General features: G+C 70.5%; 20 protein-coding genes. 18 read left to right on the top strand and 2 right to left on the bottom strand.

The window, feature by feature from the left end; translation table 11 throughout:
• Nucleotides 1–45 precede the first annotated feature (45 nt).
• The 11 genes from DEJ03_RS11770 to dapF all read left to right on the top strand — a co-directional run bounded on the left by DEJ03_RS11770 (nt 46) and on the right by dapF (nt 12353).
• Entirely contained in the window at nt 46–1722 is a 1677-nt protein-coding gene (locus DEJ03_RS11770; RefSeq protein ID WP_027464761.1) for a ribonuclease J, read from the top strand.
• Nucleotides 1723–1846: 124 nt separating this feature from the next.
• Nucleotides 1847–4780, top strand: coding sequence for a DNA translocase FtsK (locus DEJ03_RS11775; protein ID WP_110864738.1), 2934 nt, complete (start codon nt 1847–1849; stop codon nt 4778–4780).
• Nucleotides 4781–4785: 5 nt separating this feature from the next.
• Nucleotides 4786–5430: a CDP-diacylglycerol--glycerol-3-phosphate 3-phosphatidyltransferase gene (pgsA, locus tag DEJ03_RS11780; RefSeq protein ID WP_035807862.1), complete on the top strand. Its 645-nt coding sequence runs from the start codon at nt 4786–4788 to the stop codon at nt 5428–5430.
• Complete coding sequence (locus tag DEJ03_RS11785) at nt 5427–5954, top strand: CinA family protein (protein ID WP_110864739.1); 528 nt, start codon at nt 5427–5429, stop codon at nt 5952–5954. The genes pgsA and DEJ03_RS11785 overlap by 4 nt, the downstream gene beginning before the upstream one ends.
• 154 nt (nt 5955–6108) lie before the next feature.
• Nucleotides 6109–6417, top strand: a complete 309-nt coding sequence (locus tag DEJ03_RS11790) for a helix-turn-helix domain-containing protein (RefSeq protein WP_027464765.1) — start codon at nt 6109–6111, stop codon at nt 6415–6417.
• An 86-nt stretch (nt 6418–6503) separates the two neighbouring features.
• The gene (locus DEJ03_RS11795; RefSeq protein ID WP_017885915.1) at nt 6504–6728 is read left to right on the top strand and encodes a DUF3046 domain-containing protein; all 225 of its coding nucleotides are present in this window, start codon (nt 6504–6506) and stop codon (nt 6726–6728) included.
• A 272-nt stretch (nt 6729–7000) separates the two neighbouring features.
• The gene (recA, locus tag DEJ03_RS11800; protein ID WP_027464767.1) at nt 7001–8062 is read left to right on the top strand and encodes a recombinase RecA; all 1062 of its coding nucleotides are present in this window, start codon (nt 7001–7003) and stop codon (nt 8060–8062) included.
• Complete coding sequence (locus DEJ03_RS11805; protein WP_110864740.1) at nt 8059–8973, top strand: regulatory protein RecX; 915 nt, start codon at nt 8059–8061, stop codon at nt 8971–8973. The genes recA and DEJ03_RS11805 overlap by 4 nt, the downstream gene beginning before the upstream one ends.
• 26 nt (nt 8974–8999) lie before the next feature.
• Nucleotides 9000–10496: a tRNA (N6-isopentenyl adenosine(37)-C2)-methylthiotransferase MiaB gene (miaB, locus tag DEJ03_RS11810; protein WP_110864741.1), complete on the top strand. Its 1497-nt coding sequence runs from the start codon at nt 9000–9002 to the stop codon at nt 10494–10496.
• Nucleotides 10497–10527: 31 nt separating this feature from the next.
• Nucleotides 10528–11466, top strand: a complete 939-nt coding sequence (miaA, locus tag DEJ03_RS11815) for a tRNA (adenosine(37)-N6)-dimethylallyltransferase MiaA (RefSeq protein ID WP_258370809.1) — start codon at nt 10528–10530, stop codon at nt 11464–11466.
• A complete protein-coding gene (gene dapF, locus DEJ03_RS11820) occupies nt 11463–12353 on the top strand; it encodes a diaminopimelate epimerase (protein ID WP_027464770.1) in 891 nt (296 codons plus the stop codon). The genes miaA and dapF overlap by 4 nt, the downstream gene beginning before the upstream one ends.
• 133 nt (nt 12354–12486) lie before the next feature.
• Here dapF and DEJ03_RS11825 read toward each other — a convergent pair whose 3' ends face one another.
• The gene (locus DEJ03_RS11825) at nt 12487–13098 is read right to left on the bottom strand and encodes a class I SAM-dependent methyltransferase (protein WP_110864742.1); all 612 of its coding nucleotides are present in this window, start codon (nt 13096–13098) and stop codon (nt 12487–12489) included.
• Between the two features lie 61 nt (nt 13099–13159).
• Between DEJ03_RS11825 and hflX the strand changes: the two genes are divergently transcribed.
• Entirely contained in the window at nt 13160–14701 is a 1542-nt protein-coding gene (gene hflX, locus DEJ03_RS11830) for a GTPase HflX (RefSeq protein WP_110864743.1), read from the top strand.
• Between the two features lie 198 nt (nt 14702–14899).
• Here hflX and lexA read toward each other — a convergent pair whose 3' ends face one another.
• Nucleotides 14900–15544 carry a transcriptional repressor LexA gene (gene lexA / locus DEJ03_RS11835; protein WP_110864744.1) on the bottom strand — a complete coding sequence of 215 codons (645 nt, stop codon included), beginning with the start codon at nt 15542–15544 and terminating at the stop codon, nt 14900–14902.
• Nucleotides 15545–15780: 236 nt separating this feature from the next.
• Between lexA and DEJ03_RS11840 the strand changes: the two genes are divergently transcribed.
• The 6 genes from DEJ03_RS11840 (at nt 15781) to DEJ03_RS11865 (ending at nt 20227) form a co-directional block, all read left to right on the top strand.
• Nucleotides 15781–16158 (top strand): LysM peptidoglycan-binding domain-containing protein, encoded by a 378-nt coding sequence (locus tag DEJ03_RS11840; protein ID WP_027464774.1) that lies wholly within the window; start codon nt 15781–15783, stop codon nt 16156–16158.
• A gap of 64 nt (nt 16159–16222) precedes the next feature.
• On the top strand, nt 16223–17329 hold the full coding sequence (locus tag DEJ03_RS11845; protein ID WP_110864745.1) for a histidinol-phosphate transaminase: 1107 nt from the start codon (nt 16223–16225) through the stop codon (nt 17327–17329).
• On the top strand, nt 17326–17928 hold the full coding sequence (gene hisB, locus DEJ03_RS11850; RefSeq protein WP_110864746.1) for an imidazoleglycerol-phosphate dehydratase HisB: 603 nt from the start codon (nt 17326–17328) through the stop codon (nt 17926–17928). The genes DEJ03_RS11845 and hisB overlap by 4 nt, the downstream gene beginning before the upstream one ends.
• Entirely contained in the window at nt 17925–18563 is a 639-nt protein-coding gene (hisH, locus tag DEJ03_RS11855; protein ID WP_110864747.1) for an imidazole glycerol phosphate synthase subunit HisH, read from the top strand. Before hisB ends, hisH begins: the two co-directional genes overlap by 4 nt.
• Nucleotides 18564–18660: 97 nt before the next feature.
• Nucleotides 18661–19407 (top strand): bifunctional 1-(5-phosphoribosyl)-5-((5-phosphoribosylamino)methylideneamino)imidazole-4-carboxamide isomerase/phosphoribosylanthranilate isomerase PriA, encoded by a 747-nt coding sequence (gene priA, locus DEJ03_RS11860; RefSeq protein ID WP_017885902.1) that lies wholly within the window; start codon nt 18661–18663, stop codon nt 19405–19407.
• A 4-nt stretch (nt 19408–19411) separates the two neighbouring features.
• A complete protein-coding gene (locus DEJ03_RS11865; protein WP_110864748.1) occupies nt 19412–20227 on the top strand; it encodes an SseB family protein in 816 nt (271 codons plus the stop codon).
• Nucleotides 20228–20237: the final 10 nt, after the last annotated feature.

Here is a 20237-nt window from a genome sequence, read left to right on the forward strand (position 1 = left end):
CACCGCGGCGCGCAGCACGCGCGTCGCCCGAATCCGTAGGACCGAATGCCCACACAGATCTCCGAACCGCAGCCGCTCGAAGCCGGCACCCTCCGCGTCGTCCCCATCGGGGGCCTCGGCGAGATCGGTCGCAACATGACCGTCTACGAGTACGAGGGCAAGCTGCTCATCGTCGACGCCGGCGTGCTGTTCCCCGAGGAGCACCAACCCGGTGTCGACCTGATCCTGCCGGACTTCTCGCCGATCCGTGACCGCCTCGACGACGTCCTCGGCGTCGTGCTCACGCACGGCCACGAAGACCACATCGGCGCCGTCCCGTACCTGCTCAAGCTCCGCGACGACATCCCGCTGATCGGCTCCACGCTGACCCTGGCGCTCGTCGAGGCGAAGCTCAAGGAACACCGGATCAAGCCGTACACGCTCGTCGTGGCCGAGGACCAGACCGAGCAGATCGGCCCGTTCCACCTCGAGTTCGTCGCCGTGAACCACTCCATCCCCGACGCCCTCGCCGTCGCGATCACGACCCCCGCCGGTCGTGTGCTGCACACGGGTGACTTCAAGATGGACCAGCTCCCGCTGGACGACCGCATCACCGACCTCCGCGCGTTCGCCCGTCTGGGCGAGGCCGGCGTGGACCTGTTCCTACCGGACTCCACGAACGCCGACGTGCCGGGCTTCACCGCTCCGGAGCGCGACATCGGCCCGGTGCTCGAGAACATCATCATGCGCGCCCGCAAGAAGGTCGTCGTGGCGAGCTTCTCGTCGCACGTGCACCGCGTGCAGCAGGTCCTCGACGCCGCCGCAGCCGCGAACCGCAAGGTCGCGTTCATGGGGCGCTCGATGATCCGCAACATGACGATCGCCGCCGACCTCGGGTACCTGCGGGTGCCGGAGAACGTGCTCATCGACACGAAGAAGGCGAAGAACGTCCCCGACGACCAGATCGTCTACATGTCGACCGGGTCGCAGGGTGAGCCGATGGCCGTCCTGGCCCGCATGGCGAACCTCGAGCACCAGATCGAGATCGGCGAGGGCGACACCGTCATCCTCGCGTCGTCGCTCATCCCGGGCAACGAGAACGCCGTGTACCGCGTCATCGACGGGCTGACCAAGCTCGGTGCGAAGGTCGTGCACAAGGGCAACGCGAAGGTGCACGTCTCCGGACACGCCTCCGCCGGCGAGCTGCTCTACTGCTACAACATCCTGCGGCCGCGCAACGTGCTCCCCGTCCACGGCGAGCACCGCCACCTGTACGCGAACGCCGACCTGGCGATCCAGACGGGTGTCCCGCCGCGCAACGTGATCCTCGGGCAGGACGGCATCGTCGTCGACCTGAAGGACGGCGTCGCGACGGTCGCCGGCCAGCTCGACATCGGCTACGTCTACGTCGACGGCTCCACCGTCGGCGAGATCACCGACGCCGACCTGAAGGATCGCCGCGTCCTGGCGGAAGAGGGCTTCATCTCGATCTTCTGCGCGGTGGACTTCACCACCGGGCAGTGCGTGATCGGCCCGGAGATCCAGTCGCGTGGCTTCGCCGAGGACGACTCCGTGTTCGACGACGTCCGCCCGCAGATCGCCAAGGCGATCTCCGAGGCCGCGGCCAACGGCACGCGCGACTCGCACGCCTTCGCGCAGGTCGTCCGTCGCACGGTCGGTCGCTGGGTGAACACCAAGCACCGCCGTCGTCCGATGATCGTCCCGGTGGTCATCGAGGCGTAGGGCCCGTTCGCAGGATGGGCGCGCGTTCGCGTCCGTCCGGCCCGGGAGGCCCGTCCAGCGTCCGTCACGGACGCTGCGGCGGGCCTTCCTGCGTTTGTCCTGAGCGGGCGTTAGGGTTCTGCCCATGGCCGGAGGCACCAAGTCGACCACGCGCTCGCGCGCGTCCACGTCGTCCCGTGGCAACGGGACGCGCGGTTCGTCGCGCACCCAGGCCACGACGAAGAAGCTGCCGCAGGCCGCACCCACGCCGGTGTTCCGCGAGCAGAACCCGCTCGTGACCTTCTGGCTCGCGATGGCGCACGGCGTCGGCGCGATGTTCCGGCTGCTCGGCAAGGAGACCCTCGAGAAGGACCAGCGGCGCGACGGGTTCCCGTTCCTGCTGTTCCTGCTGGCCATCGCCGGCGGGGTCGTCGAGTGGCTCAACCCGACCAACAGCGTCTCCGTCGCACTCGACGCGTACACGTTCGGCGGGCTGTTCGGCCGCCTGGCCTTCGCCCTGCCCGTCATCATGATCGTGTTCGCCGGGTGGTTGTTCCGGCACCCGGCCTCGGTGCACGACAACACCCGGATCGGCATCGGCCTGGGCATCCTGATCGTGTCGATCGCCTCGCTCTGCCACGTCTTCGGCGGCCGTCCGAGCGCCGCCGACGGCATGCCCGCACTGGCCGCCGCCGGTGGGGTGCTCGGCTGGGTGGTCATCGGCTGGCTCGTCACGATCGCGACCGCCTGGGTGGCCGTCCCCGTGGCGATCGTGCTGCTGGTGCTCTCGCTCTTCATCATCACCAAGACGCCGCCGAACAAGCTCGGGCGACGCCTGCACGAGCTCTACGCCTACCTGTTCGGCGCCCCGGCTCCCGCAGCAGAACCCGAGGCCGACGCCGCCGCCGTGGCGGAGCCCGCCGCCCGCGCCCGCACGTCGAAGCGCGGCAAGAAGGGCGACACCGACTTCCAGCTGTTCGACGACCTCGGGTTCGGTGACGAGCAGGCCGCTGCCGACGCCGAAGCCGGTGGCGACAACGTGCCGTGGTGGCGCCGGAACAAGTCCGGGCGCGAAGAGGACCCGGCGTACGACAGCCCCGTGCTGCCCCCGGCCAGCGGGGTCGCCCCGGCTGCCGCCGCCGTCGCACCAGCTGCCCCCGTCGTGCCCGCTGCGCCCGCCGTGAGCCCGAACGCCGGTGCCGCCGCCGGGCTCGTCGACCTCACACCGGCCGAGCCCGCGTCGGTCAACCTCAACGACTCCGTCGAGCAGGACCTGCAGGACGCCGAGCAGGCCCTCCGCGCGTTCGGCACCGACGTCCCCGCGCGGCCGGAGCCGACCGCCGACATCCGTCCCGCGGTGCCCGAGGTGCTGTCCGAGCCTGAGATCGTCGACGAGCCAGAGGACATCGACGCCGCCGCCGAGCTGAGCGCGGCCGCCGCCGGTTCCGATGACGATCCGTCGAAGCCCTACCGACTGCCCGCCGCCACGACGCTGAGTTCCGGAACGCCCTCGGTCGCGCGCAGCCAGGCGAACGACGACATCGTCGCCGCCATCACCGGGGTGCTCACCGAGTTCAAGGTCGACGCGAAGGTCACCGGGTTCTCCCGCGGGCCGACGGTGACCCGGTACGAGATCGAGCTCGGCCCCGGCGTCAAGGTCGAGCGGGTCACAGCCCTGTCGAAGAACCTGTCGTACGCGGTCGCCTCGAACGAGGTCCGCATCCTGTCGCCGATCCCGGGCAAGAGCGCCATCGGCGTCGAGATCCCGAACACCGACCGCGAGATCGTCTCGCTCGGTGACGTGCTGCGCTCGAACGCCGCCCGCAAGTCGAAGCACCCGATGACGATCGGCGTCGGCAAGGACGTCGAGGGCGGCTTCGTCGTCGCGAACCTGGCGAAGATGCCGCACCTGCTCGTCGCCGGCTCCACCGGTTCCGGCAAATCGGTGTTCATCAACTCGATGATCACGTCGCTGCTGATGCGCGCGAAGCCGTCCGAGGTCCGCATGGTCCTGGTCGACCCGAAGCGCGTCGAGCTCTCGATCTACGCCGGCGTCCCGCACCTCATCACGCCCATCATCACGAACCCGAAGAAGGCGGCCGAAGCGCTGCAGTGGGTCGTGAAGGAGATGGACATGCGGTACGACGACCTCGCGTCGTTCGGGTTCCGCCACGTCGACGACTTCAACAAGGCGATCGAGAACAACGAGATCGTCCTGCCGGCGGGCAGCGAGCGGAAGCTCAAGCCGTACCCGTACCTGCTCGTCGTCGTCGACGAGCTCGCCGACCTCATGCTCGTGGCGCCGCGTGACGTCGAGGAGTCGATCGTCCGCATCACCCAGCTCGCCCGTGCCGCCGGCATCCACCTGGTGCTCGCGACGCAGCGCCCCTCGGTCGACGTGATCACCGGCCTGATCAAGGCGAACGTGCCGTCGCGCATCGCCTTCGCGGTGACGAGCGTCACGGACTCCCGCGTCATCCTCGACCAGCCCGGCGCCGACAAGCTCATCGGTCAGGGCGACGCGCTCTTCCTGCCGATGGGCTCGTCCAAGTCGCTCCGCGTGCAGGGCGCCTGGGTGCAGGAGGGCGAGGTCGCCGAGGTCGTCCAGCACGTCACGCGGCAGGCGCAGCCCGAGTACCGCCAGGACGTCCAGGCCGTGGTCGAGCGCAAGGAGATCGACGCCGACATCGGTGACGACCTCGAACTGCTGCTCGCGGCCGTCGAGCAGGTCGTGTCGACCCAGTTCGGCTCGACGTCGATGCTGCAGCGCAAGCTCCGCGTCGGCTTCGCCAAGGCCGGTCGCCTGATGGACCTGATGGAGTCGCGCGACATCGTCGGGCCGTCCGAGGGGTCGAAGGCCCGCGACGTCCTGGTGACCGCCGACCAGCTGCCCGCGGTGCTCGCGAAGCTCCGCGGCGAGGAGCCGCCCGCCGCGGCCGCTCCGGCAGCGCCGGCCCCGACGCCGTCCGGCGACGGCGACCGCTACGGAGCAGACCCCGTCGGGGACATGACCCGCGGGTACGATGAAGTCCACGACGAGCCCGATGAGGACGCGTGGGGATTGACGGGCAGGGAGTGACGGCGATGACCGCCTCGGACAGCACGAACACCACGCACGGCGCACGGTTCCCGTGGCGCGGGCGGCTGCTGCGCAAGGGCCCTGGCCCGGCGTCGACCGCGAACGTCGCGAACATCATCACGGTGGTGCGCATCCTCATGGCGCCGCTGTTCTTCGTCCTGCTGCTCGCCGACGCCGGCAACGACGGACCCCTTCGCATCTGGGCAGCGGTCGTCTTCGTCGTGGCCATCGTCACGGACAGCGCCGACGGCATCATCGCCCGTCGGCAGAACCTGGTCACCGACTTCGGCAAGCTCGTGGACCCGATCGCCGACAAGGTGCTCATCGGTGGTGCGCTCGTCGCGCTGTCGATCCTGGCCGAGCTGCCCTGGTACGTGACCGTGCTGATCATGGTGCGCGAGATCGGCATCACGGTCTTCCGGTTCGCGGTGCTCTCCGACCGGGTGATCCCGGCCAGCCGCGGCGGCAAGATCAAGACCGTGCTGCAGGCCGTCGCCCTGACGGCAGCGCTGTTCCCGTGGTGGAACCTGGTCGGCGACTGGGCGCACTGGGTCAACGGCATCCTGATGACGGCCGCGTTCCTGGCAACGATCCTGAGCGGGATCGACTACCTCTGGCAGGCATGGAAGCACAACCGCACCACCGCATGACCGGGCCGGACCGCTCGACGCAGGCCGCGCCTCCCGTCCCGGTCGCACCGGGGCTCATCGCCGAGCTGACGGCACGGGGCGAGACCCTCGCCGTGGCGGAGTCGCTGACCGGCGGACTCGTCGTGGCGACGCTGGTCGACGTGCCGGGCGCGAGCGCCGTCGTCCGGGGCGGCGTCGTGGCCTACGCGACGCCCGTGAAGCACTCCGTGCTCGGGGTCTCGGCGGAGCTGCTCGAGGCCGAGGGCGCCGTGCACCCGGAGGTCGCCCGGCAGATGGCCGCCGGTGTCCGAATCGCGCTGTCCGTCGACGGGGAACCCGCGACGTGGGGGATCAGCACGACGGGCGTCGCCGGCCCGGACCCGCAGGACGGCAAGCCCGTCGGCACCGTGTACGTGGGGATCGCCTCCGCCGCGGGGGCTGAGGCCTTCGAGCTGCACCTCGACGGCGACCGGGGAGCAATCCGGCACGCCACCGTCTCCGAACTCCTTGCACGGATGTCGTCCGAGGTCCGGGGCCGGGAATAGGTCCCGTTTCCACTGGGTTACATCTCACGAAATCTCCAGCAGTACGGCAGCCAGCCTGGCTAACATGCTGCAACCGGCAACGCTATTGTTGCTGAACCCGAACTCGATCCACCGGACCGAGCGGGCGCGGAGACGACAGAGAGGAGGAGTTCTCATGGTTCTCGTTCGTCAGGAAATCGGCGATGTGCTCCGGGACTTCCGCTTGCAGAAGGGCCGGACCCTCCGTCAGGTCGCGTCCAAGGCCAGTGTCGCGCTCGGGTACCTCAGTGAGGTCGAGCGCGGGCAGAAGGAAGCCAGCTCGGAGATCCTCGCGTCCGTCGCGGATGCTCTGGACACGCCCATCTCGACCATCATGCGCGAAGTGGGCGACCGCCTCGCGATCGTCGAGGGGCTGACCCCCGTCCCCGACACGCTCCCGGACGACCTCGTCGCCGAGTTCGACAACGACCTCGCGGTGCGCTGAGCGCATCGCACCGAACGCCCTCGCCGGTCCTTCCCGGCGGGGGCGTTCTGCGTTCCGGCCCACGACCACGCGCCTAGGCTGGTCGGATGCGCGTGAGTGAGTTCTGGCGAGCCGTCGACCAGGTGTTCGGTGAGGCCTACGGATCCGTGGTCACCCGTGACGTCGTGCTCGAAGGGCTGGGCGGTCGCTCTGCCGTGGACGCCCTCGCGGCCGGCATCGACGCCCGCCGCGTGTGGGACGCCCTGTGCGACTCGCAGGACGTGCCGATGGACCGTCGGCACGGCAAGGGCCTCGCCGAACCCCAGGACTGAGCGGGTTCCGCGGGGCCGCGCACCCGAAACTGTGTTCGGCGTGTTGCTCGAACGCGTGTTCGATCGGTGGTAGCTTCCTCCACAGCGGCGTCGCCCGGATGTTCCATCCACAGATCGCGTGACCGTCGGCAGTGATGTCGGTGGCTCGCCATAGGTTGATGGACATCGGGAACAGCCCGAAGCCTTGTCGCAGAACCATCGGCCTTGCACCATCGGCCGGCGTGGACGCGACAGCCTACAGGCGGCCGAACACGAGCACGAAGGAGCACCCCATGCCATCACCGGCAGACCGCGAGAAGGCCCTCGAGACCGCACTCGCACAGATCGACAGGCAGTTCGGCAAGGGTGCGATCATGCGCCTCGGTTCGGACGAACGCGCCCCCGTCAACGTCATCCAGACCGGGTCGGTGGCGCTGGACGTCGCGCTCGGCATCGGTGGCCTGCCCCGTGGCCGCATCGTCGAGATCTACGGCCCGGAGTCGTCGGGTAAGACGACCCTCACCATCCACGCCATCGCCAACGCCCAGCGCGCCGGTGGCATCGCGGCCTTCATCGATGCCGAGCACGCGCTCGACCCCGAGTACGCCAAGAAGCTCGGTGTCGACATCGATGCCCTGCTCGTGTCGCAGCCCGACACCGCCGAGCAGGCGCTCGAGATCGCGGACATGCTGGTCCGCTCCGGCTCCATCGACCTGATCGTCATCGACTCCGTCGCGGCCCTCGTGCCCCGTGCCGAGATCGAGGGCGAGATGGGTGACTCGCACGTCGGTCTGCAGGCCCGCCTCATGTCCCAGGCCCTGCGAAAGCTCGCCGGTGGCCTGAACCAGACGCAGACCACGATGATCTTCATCAACCAGCTGCGCGAGAAGATCGGCGTGTTCTTCGGTTCGCCCGAGACCACCTCGGGCGGTAAGGCGCTGAAGTTCTACGCGTCCGTCCGCCTCGACATCCGCCGCATCGAGACGCTCAAGAGCGGCACCGACGCGGTGGGCAACCGCACGCGCGTCAAGGTCGTCAAGAACAAGATGGCACCGCCCTTCAAGCAGGCCGAGTTCGACATCCTGTACGGCGTCGGCATCTCGCGCGAAGGCTCGCTGCTCGACTTCGGCGTCGACCACGGCATCGTCAAGAAGTCGGGTGCCTGGTACACCTACGACGGCGACCAGCTCGGGCAGGGCAAGGAGAACTCGCGTTCCTTCCTGATCCAGAACCCCGAGATCGCTGCCGACATCGAAGGCAAGATCCTCGCCAAGCTCGGCGTCGGCGGTGCCAAGGCCGAGGACGCCCCGGTCGAGTCGATCGCGCCGAAGCTCGCGGAGCGCAAGGGCGCGTGAGCACCGACCACGACGACGACGGCCTCGCACCGGTCACCGACCTGTTCGGTGCGAGGTCTCGTCGTCGCGCTCCTGTCACGCCGGTGATGCCCGCCATCCCCGATCCTCCGGTGTCACCGGACGAACCGCGCGACACCGACGGTTGGGCGCTGCCCGAGTCGGACGAAGGTCGTGCGGACGAGTTCCCCGCGTCGTTCGACGCCGATTCGCCGGTGCCCCTGCACGGTGCCCGCGGGCCGGCAGCGTGGGTGTCGCCCGTCATCGGAGACGGCAGCGGGCGCTCGAACCGTGCGGAGCAGGACGGCTACGACTCCGAGACCGCCGACGCCACCACCGCGTCGGTGTTCTCCATCGCCGGCGGCGAGGAGATCGACCCGGCCGACGCGCCCCGTCCGCTCGACGAACAGCGGGCGGACGCCGAACGGCTCAGCATGCGGGCCCTCGGGCGCAAGGGCGTGAGCGAGTCCGAGATGCGGACCCTGCTGCTGCAGCAGGACCTCGACCCCGACGTGGTCGAGCACGAGATCGAACGGTTGACCCGTGTCGGGCTCCTGGACGACGTCGCCCTCGCCACCGACCTGGTGGATCGACTGCACGCCCGCAAGGGCCTCGGTCGACAGGGTGTCGTGACGGAGCTCCGTCGCCGGGGGATCGACCAGGTGGCGATCGACACCGCACTCGACGAAGCCGCCGACGACGAGGACGACGAGTTCCTCCGCGCGCAGGAACTCGCCGACAAGCGGGCGCCGCAGATGCGCGGGCTCGACCGGGCGACCGCGGAACGCCGGCTGTCCGGCTTCCTGATGCGCAAGGGCTACAGCTCCGGTGTCGTCCGGATCGCCGTTGCGCGGGCACTCGACGGCGGCGGGAAACGGCCGCCTTCCGGCCGCGGGACCGTCCGGTTCGAGTAGCCGCTCCGACCTACACTGGGACGACCATGGCCACCGTCGAAGCGCGCCCCCGCACCTACGAAGTCCGCACCTACGGGTGCCAGATGAACGTCCACGACTCCGAGCGGTTGAGCGGGTCACTGCAGGCCGCGGGCTACACCGCGGCGGACGGTGCGCAGGCCGACGTCGTCGTCATCAACACCTGCGCGGTGCGCGAGAACGCGGACAACCGCCTGTACGGCAACCTCGGGCAGCTCGCGGGGATCAAGCGCGAGCACCCGGGGATGCAGATCGCCGTCGGCGGGTGCCTGGCGCAGAAGGACAAGAACGTCATCCTCGAGAAGGCGCCGTGGGTCGACGTCGTCTTCGGCACGCACAACATGGGGTCGCTGCCGACCCTGCTCGAGCGGGCGCGGCACAACGACGAGGCGCAGATCGAGATCCTCGAGGCGCTCGACGTCTTCCCGTCGACGCTGCCCACCAAGCGCGACTCGACGCACAGCGGGTGGGTCTCCATCTCCGTCGGCTGCAACAACACCTGCACGTTCTGCATCGTCCCCTCGCTCCGCGGCAAGGAGAAGGACCGCCGTCCCGGTGACGTCCTGGCCGAGATCCAGGCGCTCGTCGACGACGGCGCGATCGAGGTCACGCTGCTCGGGCAGAACGTGAACTCCTACGGGGTCGAGTTCCGCGACCGTCAGGCGTTCGGCAAGCTGCTGCGGGCCACCGGGGCCATCGAGGGCCTCGAGCGCGTCCGCTTCACGAGCCCGCACCCGGCGGCGTTCACCGACGACGTCATCGACGCGATGGCCGAGACCCCGAACGTGATGCCCCAGCTGCACATGCCGCTGCAGTCGGGTTCCGACCGGGTGCTCAAGGCCATGCGCCGGAGCTACCGCAGCGAGCGGTTCCTCGGCATCCTCGACCGCGTCCGCGCGAAGATCCCGCACGCGGCGATCTCCACCGACATCATCGTCGGGTTCCCCGGCGAGACCGACGCCGACTTCGAGGACACCCTGCGCGTCGTCGAGCAGGCACGGTTCGCCTCGGCGTTCACGTTCCAGTACTCGATCCGCCCGGGCACCCCGGCCGCGACGATGGACGACCAGCTGCCGAAGCACATCGTGCAGGAGCGCTACGAGCGACTCGTCGCCCTGCAGGAACACATCACCGCGGATGAGAACGCACTGCAGGTCGGCCGGAGCGTCGAAGTGCTCGTCGCCTCCGGTGAGGGCCGCAAGGACGACGCCACCCGCCGGCTCTCCGGTCGCGCCGAGGACTCCCGGCTCGTGCACTTCACCGTGCCCGCCGGGTCCGCGGTCCCGCGTCCCGGCGACGTCGTCACCGTCGAGATCACCCGTGCCGCGCCACACTTCCTGCTCGCCGACGACGACGCTCCGCTGCGCATCCGACGCACCCGGGCCGGTGACGCCTGGGACCGCGCGCAGGCCGAGAGCTGCGGGGTGCCCACGCCCGCTGCCGCTGCGGGCGACGGGCCCCGTCCGGTCTCGCTCGGGCTGCCCACGCTCCGTGTCGGGCGCTGAGGTCCCCGGGGCTGTGCCGACGAGCGCCGCGTTGCTCGCGTCCGGTGACGCCGCGGACCTGATCGCAGTCGTCGGGGCGACGGGCACCGGGAAGTCCGACCTCGGGATCGCGATCGCGGAACGGTTGCGTGCTGCGGGCCGGAACGCGGAGATCATCAACGCGGACGCCATGCAGCTGTACCGGGGCATGGACATCGGCACCGCGAAGCTGCCGCCGGCCGAGCGGCACGGCATCCCGCACCACCAGCTCGACGTGCTCGACGTCACCGACGAGGCGAGTGTCGCCGCCTACCAGGTCGCCGCCCGGGCCGACGTCGACCGGATCCAGGCCGACGGTGGCGTGGCCGTCCTCGTCGGCGGCAGCGGCCTGTACGTCTCCGCGGTGTTGTTCGACCTGGCGTTCCCGGGCACCGACCCCGAGCTCCGTGCGCAGCTCGAGCGCGAGCACGAGGAGCTCGGCCCGGGCATCCTGCTCGAGCGACTCCGCGCCCTCGACTCGGCGGCCGCCGCGACGATCGACGCGCGCAACCCACGGCGGTTGATCCGTGCACTCGAGATCGCGAGCCGATCCGAGGTCGTGACCCCGAGCCTCCCGGCCGCGCCCCGCGCCTGGCGACCGTCCCGGATCCTGCACCTGCGGCGTGACCGCGAGCAGCTCGTGTCGGCGCTGCACGAGCGGGCCACGCGGATGTTCGAGGCCGGACTCGTCGACGAGGTCGCGGCCCTCCGCGAGCAGGGACTCGAGCAGGGCAAGACCGCGCGGGGCGCGATCGGGTACTCGCAGGCGCTCGAGGTGCTCGCCGGCACGGCGACCCGCGAACAGGCGGTCGAGGCGACCGGCATCGCGACCCGGAAGTACGCCCGGCGGCAGGTGTCGTGGTTCCGCCGGTACGCCGATGCCGAGACGCTCGACGTCACGGGCGCGGACCGCGGCGACCTGACGGAACTGGCCCGTAGGATCGTGCCGTGACCGAGCTGCACTTCACCAAGGGCCAGGGGACCGGCAACGACTTCGTCCTGTTCGCCGACCCCGACGCCACCGTCGACCTGACCCCCGAGCGGATCCGCGCCATCGCGGACCGGCGCTTCGGCGTGGGCGGCGACGGCGTGATCCGCGCCGTGCGGTCCGAGGCGATCCCCGAGGGGCGGGCGCTCGTGGCCGTCGAGCCCGAGGCGACCTGGTTCATGGACTACCACAACGCTGACGGCACGGTCGCGGAGATGTGCGGCAACGGCATCCGCGTGTTCGCCCGGTACCTGACCGAGTCCGGCCTGGTCGAGCTCGCTCCCGGCGAGACGCTCACCGTCGGCAGTCGCAAGGGGCTGGTCGACATCCAGCGCACCACGAACGGTTTCGCCGCCGACCTCGGCCGCTGGGGCCTGGGCATCGAGGGCGGTGGTTCCGACGACGTGCTCGTCCGGGCGAAGAACCTCGACGGGGCGCGGCCCGGCATCGGCATCGACGTGGGCAACCCGCACGTGGTCGTCGCCGTCGAGACCGAGGACGAACTGGCCGACCTCGACCTGACCTTCCTGCCGGTGCTCGACCCGGCACCGGAGCACGGGGCGAACGTCGAGTTCGTGCTGCCCGGCGACCCCTTGATCAAGGACGGCGTCGGCGAGATCACGATGCGGGTGCACGAGCGGGGGAGCGGTGAGACGCTCTCGTGCGGCACCGGGGCGGTCGCCGCTGCCCTCGCGACGCGCTACTGGGTCGGTGCGGGGGCGCCGGACACCTGGCGCGTGCGGGTGCCGGGCGGGCTGCTGACGGTGCGGATGACGGCGACCGAGGACGGCGAGCACGTGTCGTTGTCCGGTCCCGCCGAGCTCGTGTTCTCCGGCGACCTGACGGTCTGACGGTCTGACGGTCTGACGCGGAGCGGCGGCGCTTCGGCTCGTTGCCGTTTCGTGAGCAGAAATGGTCGGGTGCCCAGCGGCGACCCGACCATTCCTGCTCACGAAGTGCACGCACACGAAGTGCGCACGCGCCCTACGCGCTGCGACGCACCCGGAGGACGCGGAAGCCCTTGGCCGTCGACTCCCGCGTGACCGCGAACCCCGAGCCGAGCGCCCCGACGAGCCACTTCTGCAACGAGTCACCCCCGAGGTCCTTCGACACGACGAGCCAGGCGTCGCCCCCGACCTCGAGCCGGGGCAGCCACGTCAGCAGGATCTGGTGCAGCTCGTCCTTGCCGACACGGATCGGCGGGTTCGACCAGATCGTGCGGAAGCGCAGGTCGGCCGGCACGTCGTCGGGCAGCGCGACCGTGACGTTCGACGCCCCCGCAGCAGCAGCGTTGGCGCGCGCGAGCCCGAGCACCCGCTCGTTGACGTCGACACCCCACACCTGGGCGTCGGGGGACTGCAGGGCCATCGTGATCGCGATCGGGCCCCAGCCGCAGCCGATGTCGAGCAGCGCTCCGTCGGCAGCGGGTGCGGGCACCGAACCGAGCAGGACCTTCGTGCCGCGGTCGACGCCGTCGGGGCTGAAGACCCCCGCCGCGGTCGACAGGGTGAGGGGCTGACCGGCGAGCGTGACGTGCACCTGGCGCGGCCGGAGTTCGCTCTCGGGGCTGGCCGAGAAGTAGTGGTCGTTCGCCATGGATGAACCGTACCGGCAACCGAGTGTGTCGCAGGGCCTCCAGAGGTAGCCTGTGCACAGGATGACGGATACCCATCAGCAGAACCACCAGACCAACGACGACAGCGCAGACGGTGTCGTCGAGAGGGTGTTGCGCAACGCAGACCACCGCGCAGCATCGTCCATCTTCGCACCCGCCCAGGCCATCCAGACGCAGTCGGTCGACGACCGCAGTTGGACCGGCGACGGCGACCAGTACGACCGTGAGGACCGTGCGGCGTTGCGCCGTGTCGCCGGCCTCTCCACCGAACTCGAGGACGTCACCGAGGTCGAGTACCGCCAGCTGCGGCTCGAGCAGGTCGTCCTGATCGGCGTCTACCCCCAGGGCGACGCCTCGGACGCCGAGAACTCCCTCCGCGAGCTCGCGGCACTCGCCGAGACCGCGGGCGCCGTGGTGCTCGACGGGCTCCTCCAGCGCCGGCCGAACCCGGACCCGGCCACCTACCTGGGCAAGGGCAAAGCCCAGGAGCTCGCGATGGTCGTCAAGGCCACCGGCGCCGACACGGTCATCGCCGACACCGAACTGGCACCCTCGCAGCGTCGTGCGCTCGAGGACGTCGTGAAGGTGAAGGTCATCGACCGCACGGCCGTGATCCTCGACATCTTCAGCCAGCACGCGAAGACCCGCGAGGGGAAGGCGCAGGTCGAACTCGCCCAGCTGCAGTACCTGCTGCCTCGACTGCGCGGTTGGGGTGACTCGATGTCCCGACAGGCAGGTGGCCAGGTCTCCGGAGGCGCTGGCATGGGCTCTCGTGGCCCCGGTGAGACGAAGATGGAGCTCGACCGCCGCAAGATCCACACGCGGATGGCGAAGCTCCGCCGGCAGATCGCCGGGTTCACTCCGGCCCGCGAGGCCAAGCGTGCCGAGCGCAACCGCAACGAGGTCCCCAGTGTCGCGATCGCGGGCTACACCAACGCCGGCAAGTCGTCGCTCCTCAACCGGCTGACGAGCGCGGGCGTGCTGGTGCAGAACCAGCTGTTCGCGACGCTGGACGCCACCGTCCGTCGGACCGAGAGCGCCAAGGGCCGGGAGTTCACGTTCGTCGACACGGTCGGTTTCGTACGCAACCTGCCGCACCAGCTCGTCGAGGCCTTCCGCTCCACCCTCGAAGAGGTCGGCGACGCCGACGTCATCGTGCACGTGGTCGACGGCTCGCACCCCGACCCCGGTGCGCAGCTGTCCACCGTGCGCGAGGTCATCGGCGACGTCGGTGCGGGTGACATCCCGGAGATCGTCGTCTTCAACAAGGCCGACCTGATCGACGACGCGCAGCGCCTCGTGCTCATCGGACTCGTGCCGGACGCGGTGTTCGTGTCGGCGCGCACCGGCGAGGGCATCCCGGAGGTCCTCAGCGTCATCGAGGACCGCCTGCCGGAGCCCGACGTCGACCTGACGATCGTGGTGCCGTACGACCGCGGCGACCTGGTGTCGTCGCTGCACGACACCGGCTCGGTCGAGTCCGTCGACTACGTCGAGGACGGCACGCGCCTGCGAGTGCGCGTCTTCCAGCGGCAGGTCTCCGAGCTCGAGCCCTACGTGGTCACGCCGGTTCCCACCGTCTGACGGTCACCTCCGGCGGGCGCTGGCGCTGGGAAGCGCTGCCGCGCGGCCTGGAGGCCCGTCACGGGTCCGCCGGACGCCGTCACGTCGCCGAGACGCCCCGGAACACACGAAACGCCGCCGGATCCGGCGGCGTTTCGTCGTGCATGGGGCGTCGTACGGTGACGACGGCGGCTCGCGCTGGTGCAGCGCGAGCCGCGGTCAGAGGGAGCGGAGGACCGCGACGACCTTGCCGAGCACGGAGGCGGAGTCGCCGAGGATCGGCTCGAAGGCGGAGTTGCGCGGCAGCAGCCACGTGTGACCGTCGCGCTGGCGGAAGACCTTGACCGTCGCCTCTTCGTCGAGCATGGCCGCGACGATGTCACCGTTCTCGGCGGTCTGCTGCGACCGGACGACGACCCAGTCCCCGTCGCAGATCGCGGCGTCGATCATCGACTCACCGACGACCTTGAGCATGAACAGCTCGCCGGTGCCGACGAGCTGTCGGGGGAGCGGGATGATCTCGTCGACGTGCTGCTCGGCGGTGATCGGGACACCGGCGGCGATCCGGCCGACGAGCGGCACGAGCGTGGTGGCATCGATGTCCGGGCCGCCGACGTCGGACGACGGCTCGTCGACCAGGACCTCGAGCGCGCGCGGGCGGTTCGGGTCGCGGCGGATCCAGCCCCCGAGCTCGAGCTGGCCGAGCTGGTGGGAGACGCTGGAGAGCGAGGAGAGCCCGGCGGCGTCACCGATCTCGCGCATGCTCGGCGGGTAGCCCCGTGAGGCGATCGACGCACGGATCGCGTCGAAGATCGCCTGCTGCTTCGGCGTCAGCGGCTTCTGGCCCCGCAGTTCGTCCACCACGTCGTCTCGCTTTCGTCGGTGCCGGTCCGGCCGCGGCGGGAATGTCGGTGGTCCCCGCCAGGCTTGTCCCAGTCGATCGAAACAGTATCCGACCAGCCAGGGCCGGACAAACACCTGTTCGAGCGTGTCGCAAGAAAACCCCGCAGAAATCCACTCCCAGGACTTGTGCGTCGTCTGATTCGAAACTATGTTCGGTACACGACTTCGGTTCCACCGAACGGGAAGGCAAGAACGACATGAGCACCATCGCCATCGCTGACATCCAGCGCACCGCGGCGCCCGCCGTGCGTACCCGCCTGCGTCTGACGCGTCGCGGCCGCATCGTCTTCACGACGCTCGCCGCGCTCCCGCTCCTCATCGTCGTCGCCCTCGGCGTGCTGAACGGCGGGCAGGCCTCCGCCGGAGACGCCACCGCCGGCGGCGCCCGCACCCAGTTCGAGACCGTGACGATCCAGCCGGGCGAGACGCTCTGGCAGCTCGCCGAGCAGACGGCGCCGAACTCGGACCCGCGTGACTTCGTGCAGGACGTCGTGAGCCTCAACGCGCTCGACGGCTCCGCGCTGCAGGCCGGCGAAGAGATCGCCATCCCCACCAAGTACACCGACGGCGAGTAGCCACTCGGGCAGCGCCGTCCAGACGGCTGGTCGTCGCACGGTGACAGCGGCCTACGATGGATCGGTGGCATTCACGCTCGAAGACCTCCCGATCCGAGACGACCTGCGCGGGCAGAGCCCGTACGGCGCCCCGCAGAAGCACGTCCGCGTGCAGCTCAACGTCAACGAGAACACGCATCCCGTTCCGGACGACGTCGCTGCTGACATCGTCGAGTCGATCCGGCAGGCCCTGCTGACGGTCAACCGCTACCCGGACCGCGAGTTCACCGAGCTCCGGCAGTCGCTCGCCGACTACCTCGGACACGACCTGACCGCCGAGCAACTCTGGGCGGCGAACGGGTCGAACGAGGTGTTGCAGCAGCTCCTCCAGGCGTTCGGCGGACCCGGTCGCTCGGTGCTCGGGTTCCCGCCCACCTACTCGATGCACTCGATCCTCGCGTCGGGCACCGGCACCAGGTGGATCCCTGCCCAGCGCGACGACGAGTTCCGCATCTCGCCCGAGACCGTCGTGGCGGCGATCCGAGAGCACCAGCCGGACATCGTGTTCCTGTGCGGGCCGAACAACCCGACCGGCACCCCGCTCGACATCGAGACGATCGCGGCCGCCTACGACGCGACCGACGGCATCGTGATGGTGGACGAGGCGTACGCCGAGTTCATGCCGTCCGACGCCCCGAGTGCCCTCACGCTGCTGCCCGGTCGTGAGCGCCTGGTGGTCTCCCGCACGATGAGCAAGGCGTTCGCGTTCGCCGGTGCCCGGGTCGGGTACATGGCCGCGCACCCCGCCGTCGTCGACGCCGTCCGGCTGGTCCGGCTGCCGTACCACCTGTCCGCGCTGACCCAGGCGGCGGCGATCGCGGCACTCCGGCACGCCCCCGAGATGCTGGCGATGGTCGACGACATCAAGGCGCAGCGCGACCGCATGGTCACCGAGCTGCGGGACATGGGGTACCGCACCTACGAGACCTGGTCGAACTTCGTCCTGTTCGGTGGTGTCGCCGACCCGAACGCCGCGTTCGAAGCGCTGCTCGAGCGCGACGTCATCGTGCGCGACCTCGGGATCCCGAACCACCTGCGGGTGAGTGCGGGGACCGAAGCCGAGACGACCGCGTTCCTCGACGCCATGAGGCAGGTCGCCGCCGAGCAGCCGCCGGTTAGGGTTGAGGCATGACCGCCCGCACCGCCTCGATCAGCCGTTCGACGAGCGAATCGAGTGTCGAACTCGAGCTCGACCTGGACGGTACCGGGACCTCGTCGATCTCGACCTCCGTCCCGTTCTTCGACCACATGCTGACCGCGTTCAGCAAGCACTCCCTGATCGACCTGCGGGTGCGCTCGACGGGTGACACCGACATCGACGTGCACCACACGGTCGAGGACACCGGCATCGTGCTCGGACAGGGGATCAAGCAGGCCCTCGGCGACCGCTCCGGCATCGGCCGGTACGGCGACGCCCTGGTCCCGTTGGACGAAGCGCTGGCCCAGGCCGTCGTCGACGTCTCCGGGCGTCCGTTCCTGGTGCACTCCGGCGAGCCCGCGGGCTTCGAGTTCCACCGCATCGGCGGCCACTTCACCGGCTCGATGGTCCGCCACGTGTTCGAGGCGATCACGTTCAACGCCGGCATCACCGTCCACGTCCGCGTGCTCGAGGGCCGCGACCCCCACCACATCGCCGAAGCCGAGTTCAAGGCGTTCGCCCGAGCCATGCGCAAGGCGGTCGAGCTGGACCCGCGCGTCGACGGCATCCCCTCCACGAAGGGCGCCCTGTGACAACCGCCAAGCCGAACGTCGTCGTCCTCGACTACGGGTCGGGGAACGTCCACTCCGCCGCCAAGGCACTCGAGCGCGCCGGCGCCGAGGTCACCCTCACCTCGGACAAGCAGGCGGCGCTCAAGGCCGACGGCCTGCTCGTCCCCGGCGTCGGGGCGTTCGCCGCCGTGATCGACCAGCTCGAGGGCGTGCAGGGCGGCGAGATCGTCGACCACCGTCTGGCCGGCGGGCGACCCGTCCTCGGCATCTGCGTCGGCATGCAGGTCCTGTTCTCGCGGGGCATCGAGCGTGGTGCCGATGTCGAAGGGCTCGGCCAGTGGCCGGGCACCGTGCAGGAGATCCAGGCCGAGGTGCTGCCGCACATGGGCTGGAACACCGTGCAGGCCCCCGAGGACTCCGTGCTGTTCGACGGGCTGCACGACGAGCGCTTCTACTTCGTGCACTCCTACGGCGTGACCGACTTCCCGCTCGAGGCGTACGGGCCGTTCCGCGCGCCCCGTCTGACCTGGGCCGAGCACGGGCAGCCGTTCATCGCCGCGGTCGAGAACGGGCCGCTCACCGCCACGCAGTTCCACCCCGAGAAGTCCGGCGAGCCGGGCATCCGCCTGCTCTCCAACTGGGTCCGCACGCTCTGAACCCGGCCGGCACCGGGCGCGACGGCCGCGCCGGACGCGCACCGGGCCTCCCGGCTGTCCGCAGCCCCTTCTCCACCGCAACGAAACCGACAGGACCATGACCGACCTCACCGACACCCCGCCCCTCGTCCTGCTGCCGGCTGTCGACGTCGTCGACGGACAGGCCGTGCGACTCACCCAGGGCGAGGCGGGGAGCGAGACCGGCTACGGCGACCCCGTCGCCGCTGCCCGGACCTGGCGTGACCAGGGCGCCGAGTGGATCCACCTCGTCGACCTCGACGCGGCCTTCGGTCGTGGCGACAACCGCCGCGTGATCGCGCACGCCGTCCGCGAGGTCGAGGGTGTCTCGGTCGAGCTGTCCGGCGGGATCCGCGACGATGCCTCGCTCGAAGCGGCACTGGCGACCGGTGCGGCGCGCGTGAACCTCGGCACCGCGGCGCTCGAGAACCCGGACTGGGCAGCGCGGGTGATCGGTGAGTACGGCGAGCAGATCGCCGTCGGGCTGGACGTCCGCGGCACCACGCTCTCGAGCCGCGGCTGGACCGAGGACGCCGGTGACCTGTGGGAGGTGCTAGACCGGCTGGAAGCCGCCGGGTGCGCCCGCTACGTGGTGACCGACGTCACGAAGGACGGCACGCTGCAGGGCCCCAACGTCGAACTGCTCCGCCAGGTGTGCGACCGGACCGACCAGCCCGTGGTGGCCTCCGGCGGGATCTCGACGCTCGACGACCTCCGTGCGCTCCGCGAACTCGTGCCGTACGGGCTCGAGGGCGCGATCATCGGCAAGGCGCTGTACTCCGGGGCGTTCACGCTGCCGGCCGCACTCGACATCGCCTCCGAGTAGCGCCGTGGCGGGCATCTCGAACGGCCGCGGCACCGGGCCGGACGCCGACGACGCGCACACCCCTGGCGGGGCCGCGGACTCGGCGGGCTTCTCGTGGGAAGGCCGCACGTTCGACCACCACGACACCGCGTTCGCCGACGACGACGGACTCGCCGACCCCGCGGTGGTCGCGGCCATCGGTGCGATCGCCGACGGTGCGTCCCAGGCGGCGATCGTCGAGGCGCTCCGGACCGCCCGCCTGCTCATCCCGCTCATCGCCGAGGCCGGTGACGTGGGGGAAACCGATCAGGGCAAGCTCGTCGACAAGACCCAGGAACTCTCGATCGTGACGGTCGCCGGTCCGGACGGTCGCAGCGTGATGCCGGCGTTCACCTCGGTCGACACCATGCACGCGTGGGACCCGGACGCGCGCCCGGTGCCGGTGGAGTCCCGCCGTGTGGCGATGGCCGCGGCGAGCGAGGACACCCAGCTCGTCGTGCTCGACCCGAAGTCGCCGACCGAGTTCGTGCTGCGTCGTCCGGCGGTGTGGGCGCTCGGGCAGGACCTGCCGTGGACCCCGTGCTTCGAGGACCCCGAGGTGGCCCGCGCCTTCGCGGCCTCGGTCGAGGGAGAGTCCAGCGTCGCCCGTGTCGAACTCGCGCCGGGCGACCCGGTCGGACGGTTCGCCGGGCCGGAGCTGACGGTGGGACTGGCGCTGCACCCGGGGCTCGACCGCGAGCAGGTCGGCGAGCTCGTCGGTCGGCTGCAGCAGCGGTGGTCGACCGACCCCGTGATCGCGGAGCGGGTCGACAGCATGCGCGTCGCCCTGCGCGCTGCCTGACGAGCAGCAG

Source organism: Curtobacterium sp. MCLR17_043 (assembly GCF_003224215.1).
Classification (GTDB): domain Bacteria; phylum Actinomycetota; class Actinomycetes; order Actinomycetales; family Microbacteriaceae; genus Curtobacterium; species Curtobacterium flaccumfaciens.

Excerpts from the sequence above, each read along its gene's own strand:
- DEJ03_RS11770 (WP_027464761.1), top strand. The coding sequence starts at position 46 with ATGCCCACACAGATCTCCGAACCGCAGCCGCTCGAAGCCGGCACCCTC.
- DEJ03_RS11775 (WP_110864738.1), top strand. The coding sequence starts at position 1,847 with ATGGCCGGAGGCACCAAGTCGACCACGCGCTCGCGCGCGTCCACGTCG.
- pgsA (WP_035807862.1), top strand. The coding sequence starts at position 4,786 with ATGACCGCCTCGGACAGCACGAACACCACGCACGGCGCACGGTTCCCG.
- DEJ03_RS11785 (WP_110864739.1), top strand. The coding sequence starts at position 5,427 with ATGACCGGGCCGGACCGCTCGACGCAGGCCGCGCCTCCCGTCCCGGTC.
- DEJ03_RS11790 (WP_027464765.1), top strand. The coding sequence starts at position 6,109 with ATGGTTCTCGTTCGTCAGGAAATCGGCGATGTGCTCCGGGACTTCCGC.
- DEJ03_RS11795 (WP_017885915.1), top strand. The coding sequence starts at position 6,504 with ATGCGCGTGAGTGAGTTCTGGCGAGCCGTCGACCAGGTGTTCGGTGAG.
- recA (WP_027464767.1), top strand. The coding sequence starts at position 7,001 with ATGCCATCACCGGCAGACCGCGAGAAGGCCCTCGAGACCGCACTCGCA.
- miaB (WP_110864741.1), top strand. The coding sequence starts at position 9,000 with ATGGCCACCGTCGAAGCGCGCCCCCGCACCTACGAAGTCCGCACCTAC.
- DEJ03_RS11825 (WP_110864742.1), bottom strand. The coding sequence starts at position 13,098 with ATGGCGAACGACCACTACTTCTCGGCCAGCCCCGAGAGCGAACTCCGG.
- hflX (WP_110864743.1), top strand. The coding sequence starts at position 13,160 with ATGACGGATACCCATCAGCAGAACCACCAGACCAACGACGACAGCGCA.
- DEJ03_RS11840 (WP_027464774.1), top strand. The coding sequence starts at position 15,781 with ATGAGCACCATCGCCATCGCTGACATCCAGCGCACCGCGGCGCCCGCC.
- hisB (WP_110864746.1), top strand. The coding sequence starts at position 17,326 with ATGACCGCCCGCACCGCCTCGATCAGCCGTTCGACGAGCGAATCGAGT.
- priA (WP_017885902.1), top strand. The coding sequence starts at position 18,661 with ATGACCGACCTCACCGACACCCCGCCCCTCGTCCTGCTGCCGGCTGTC.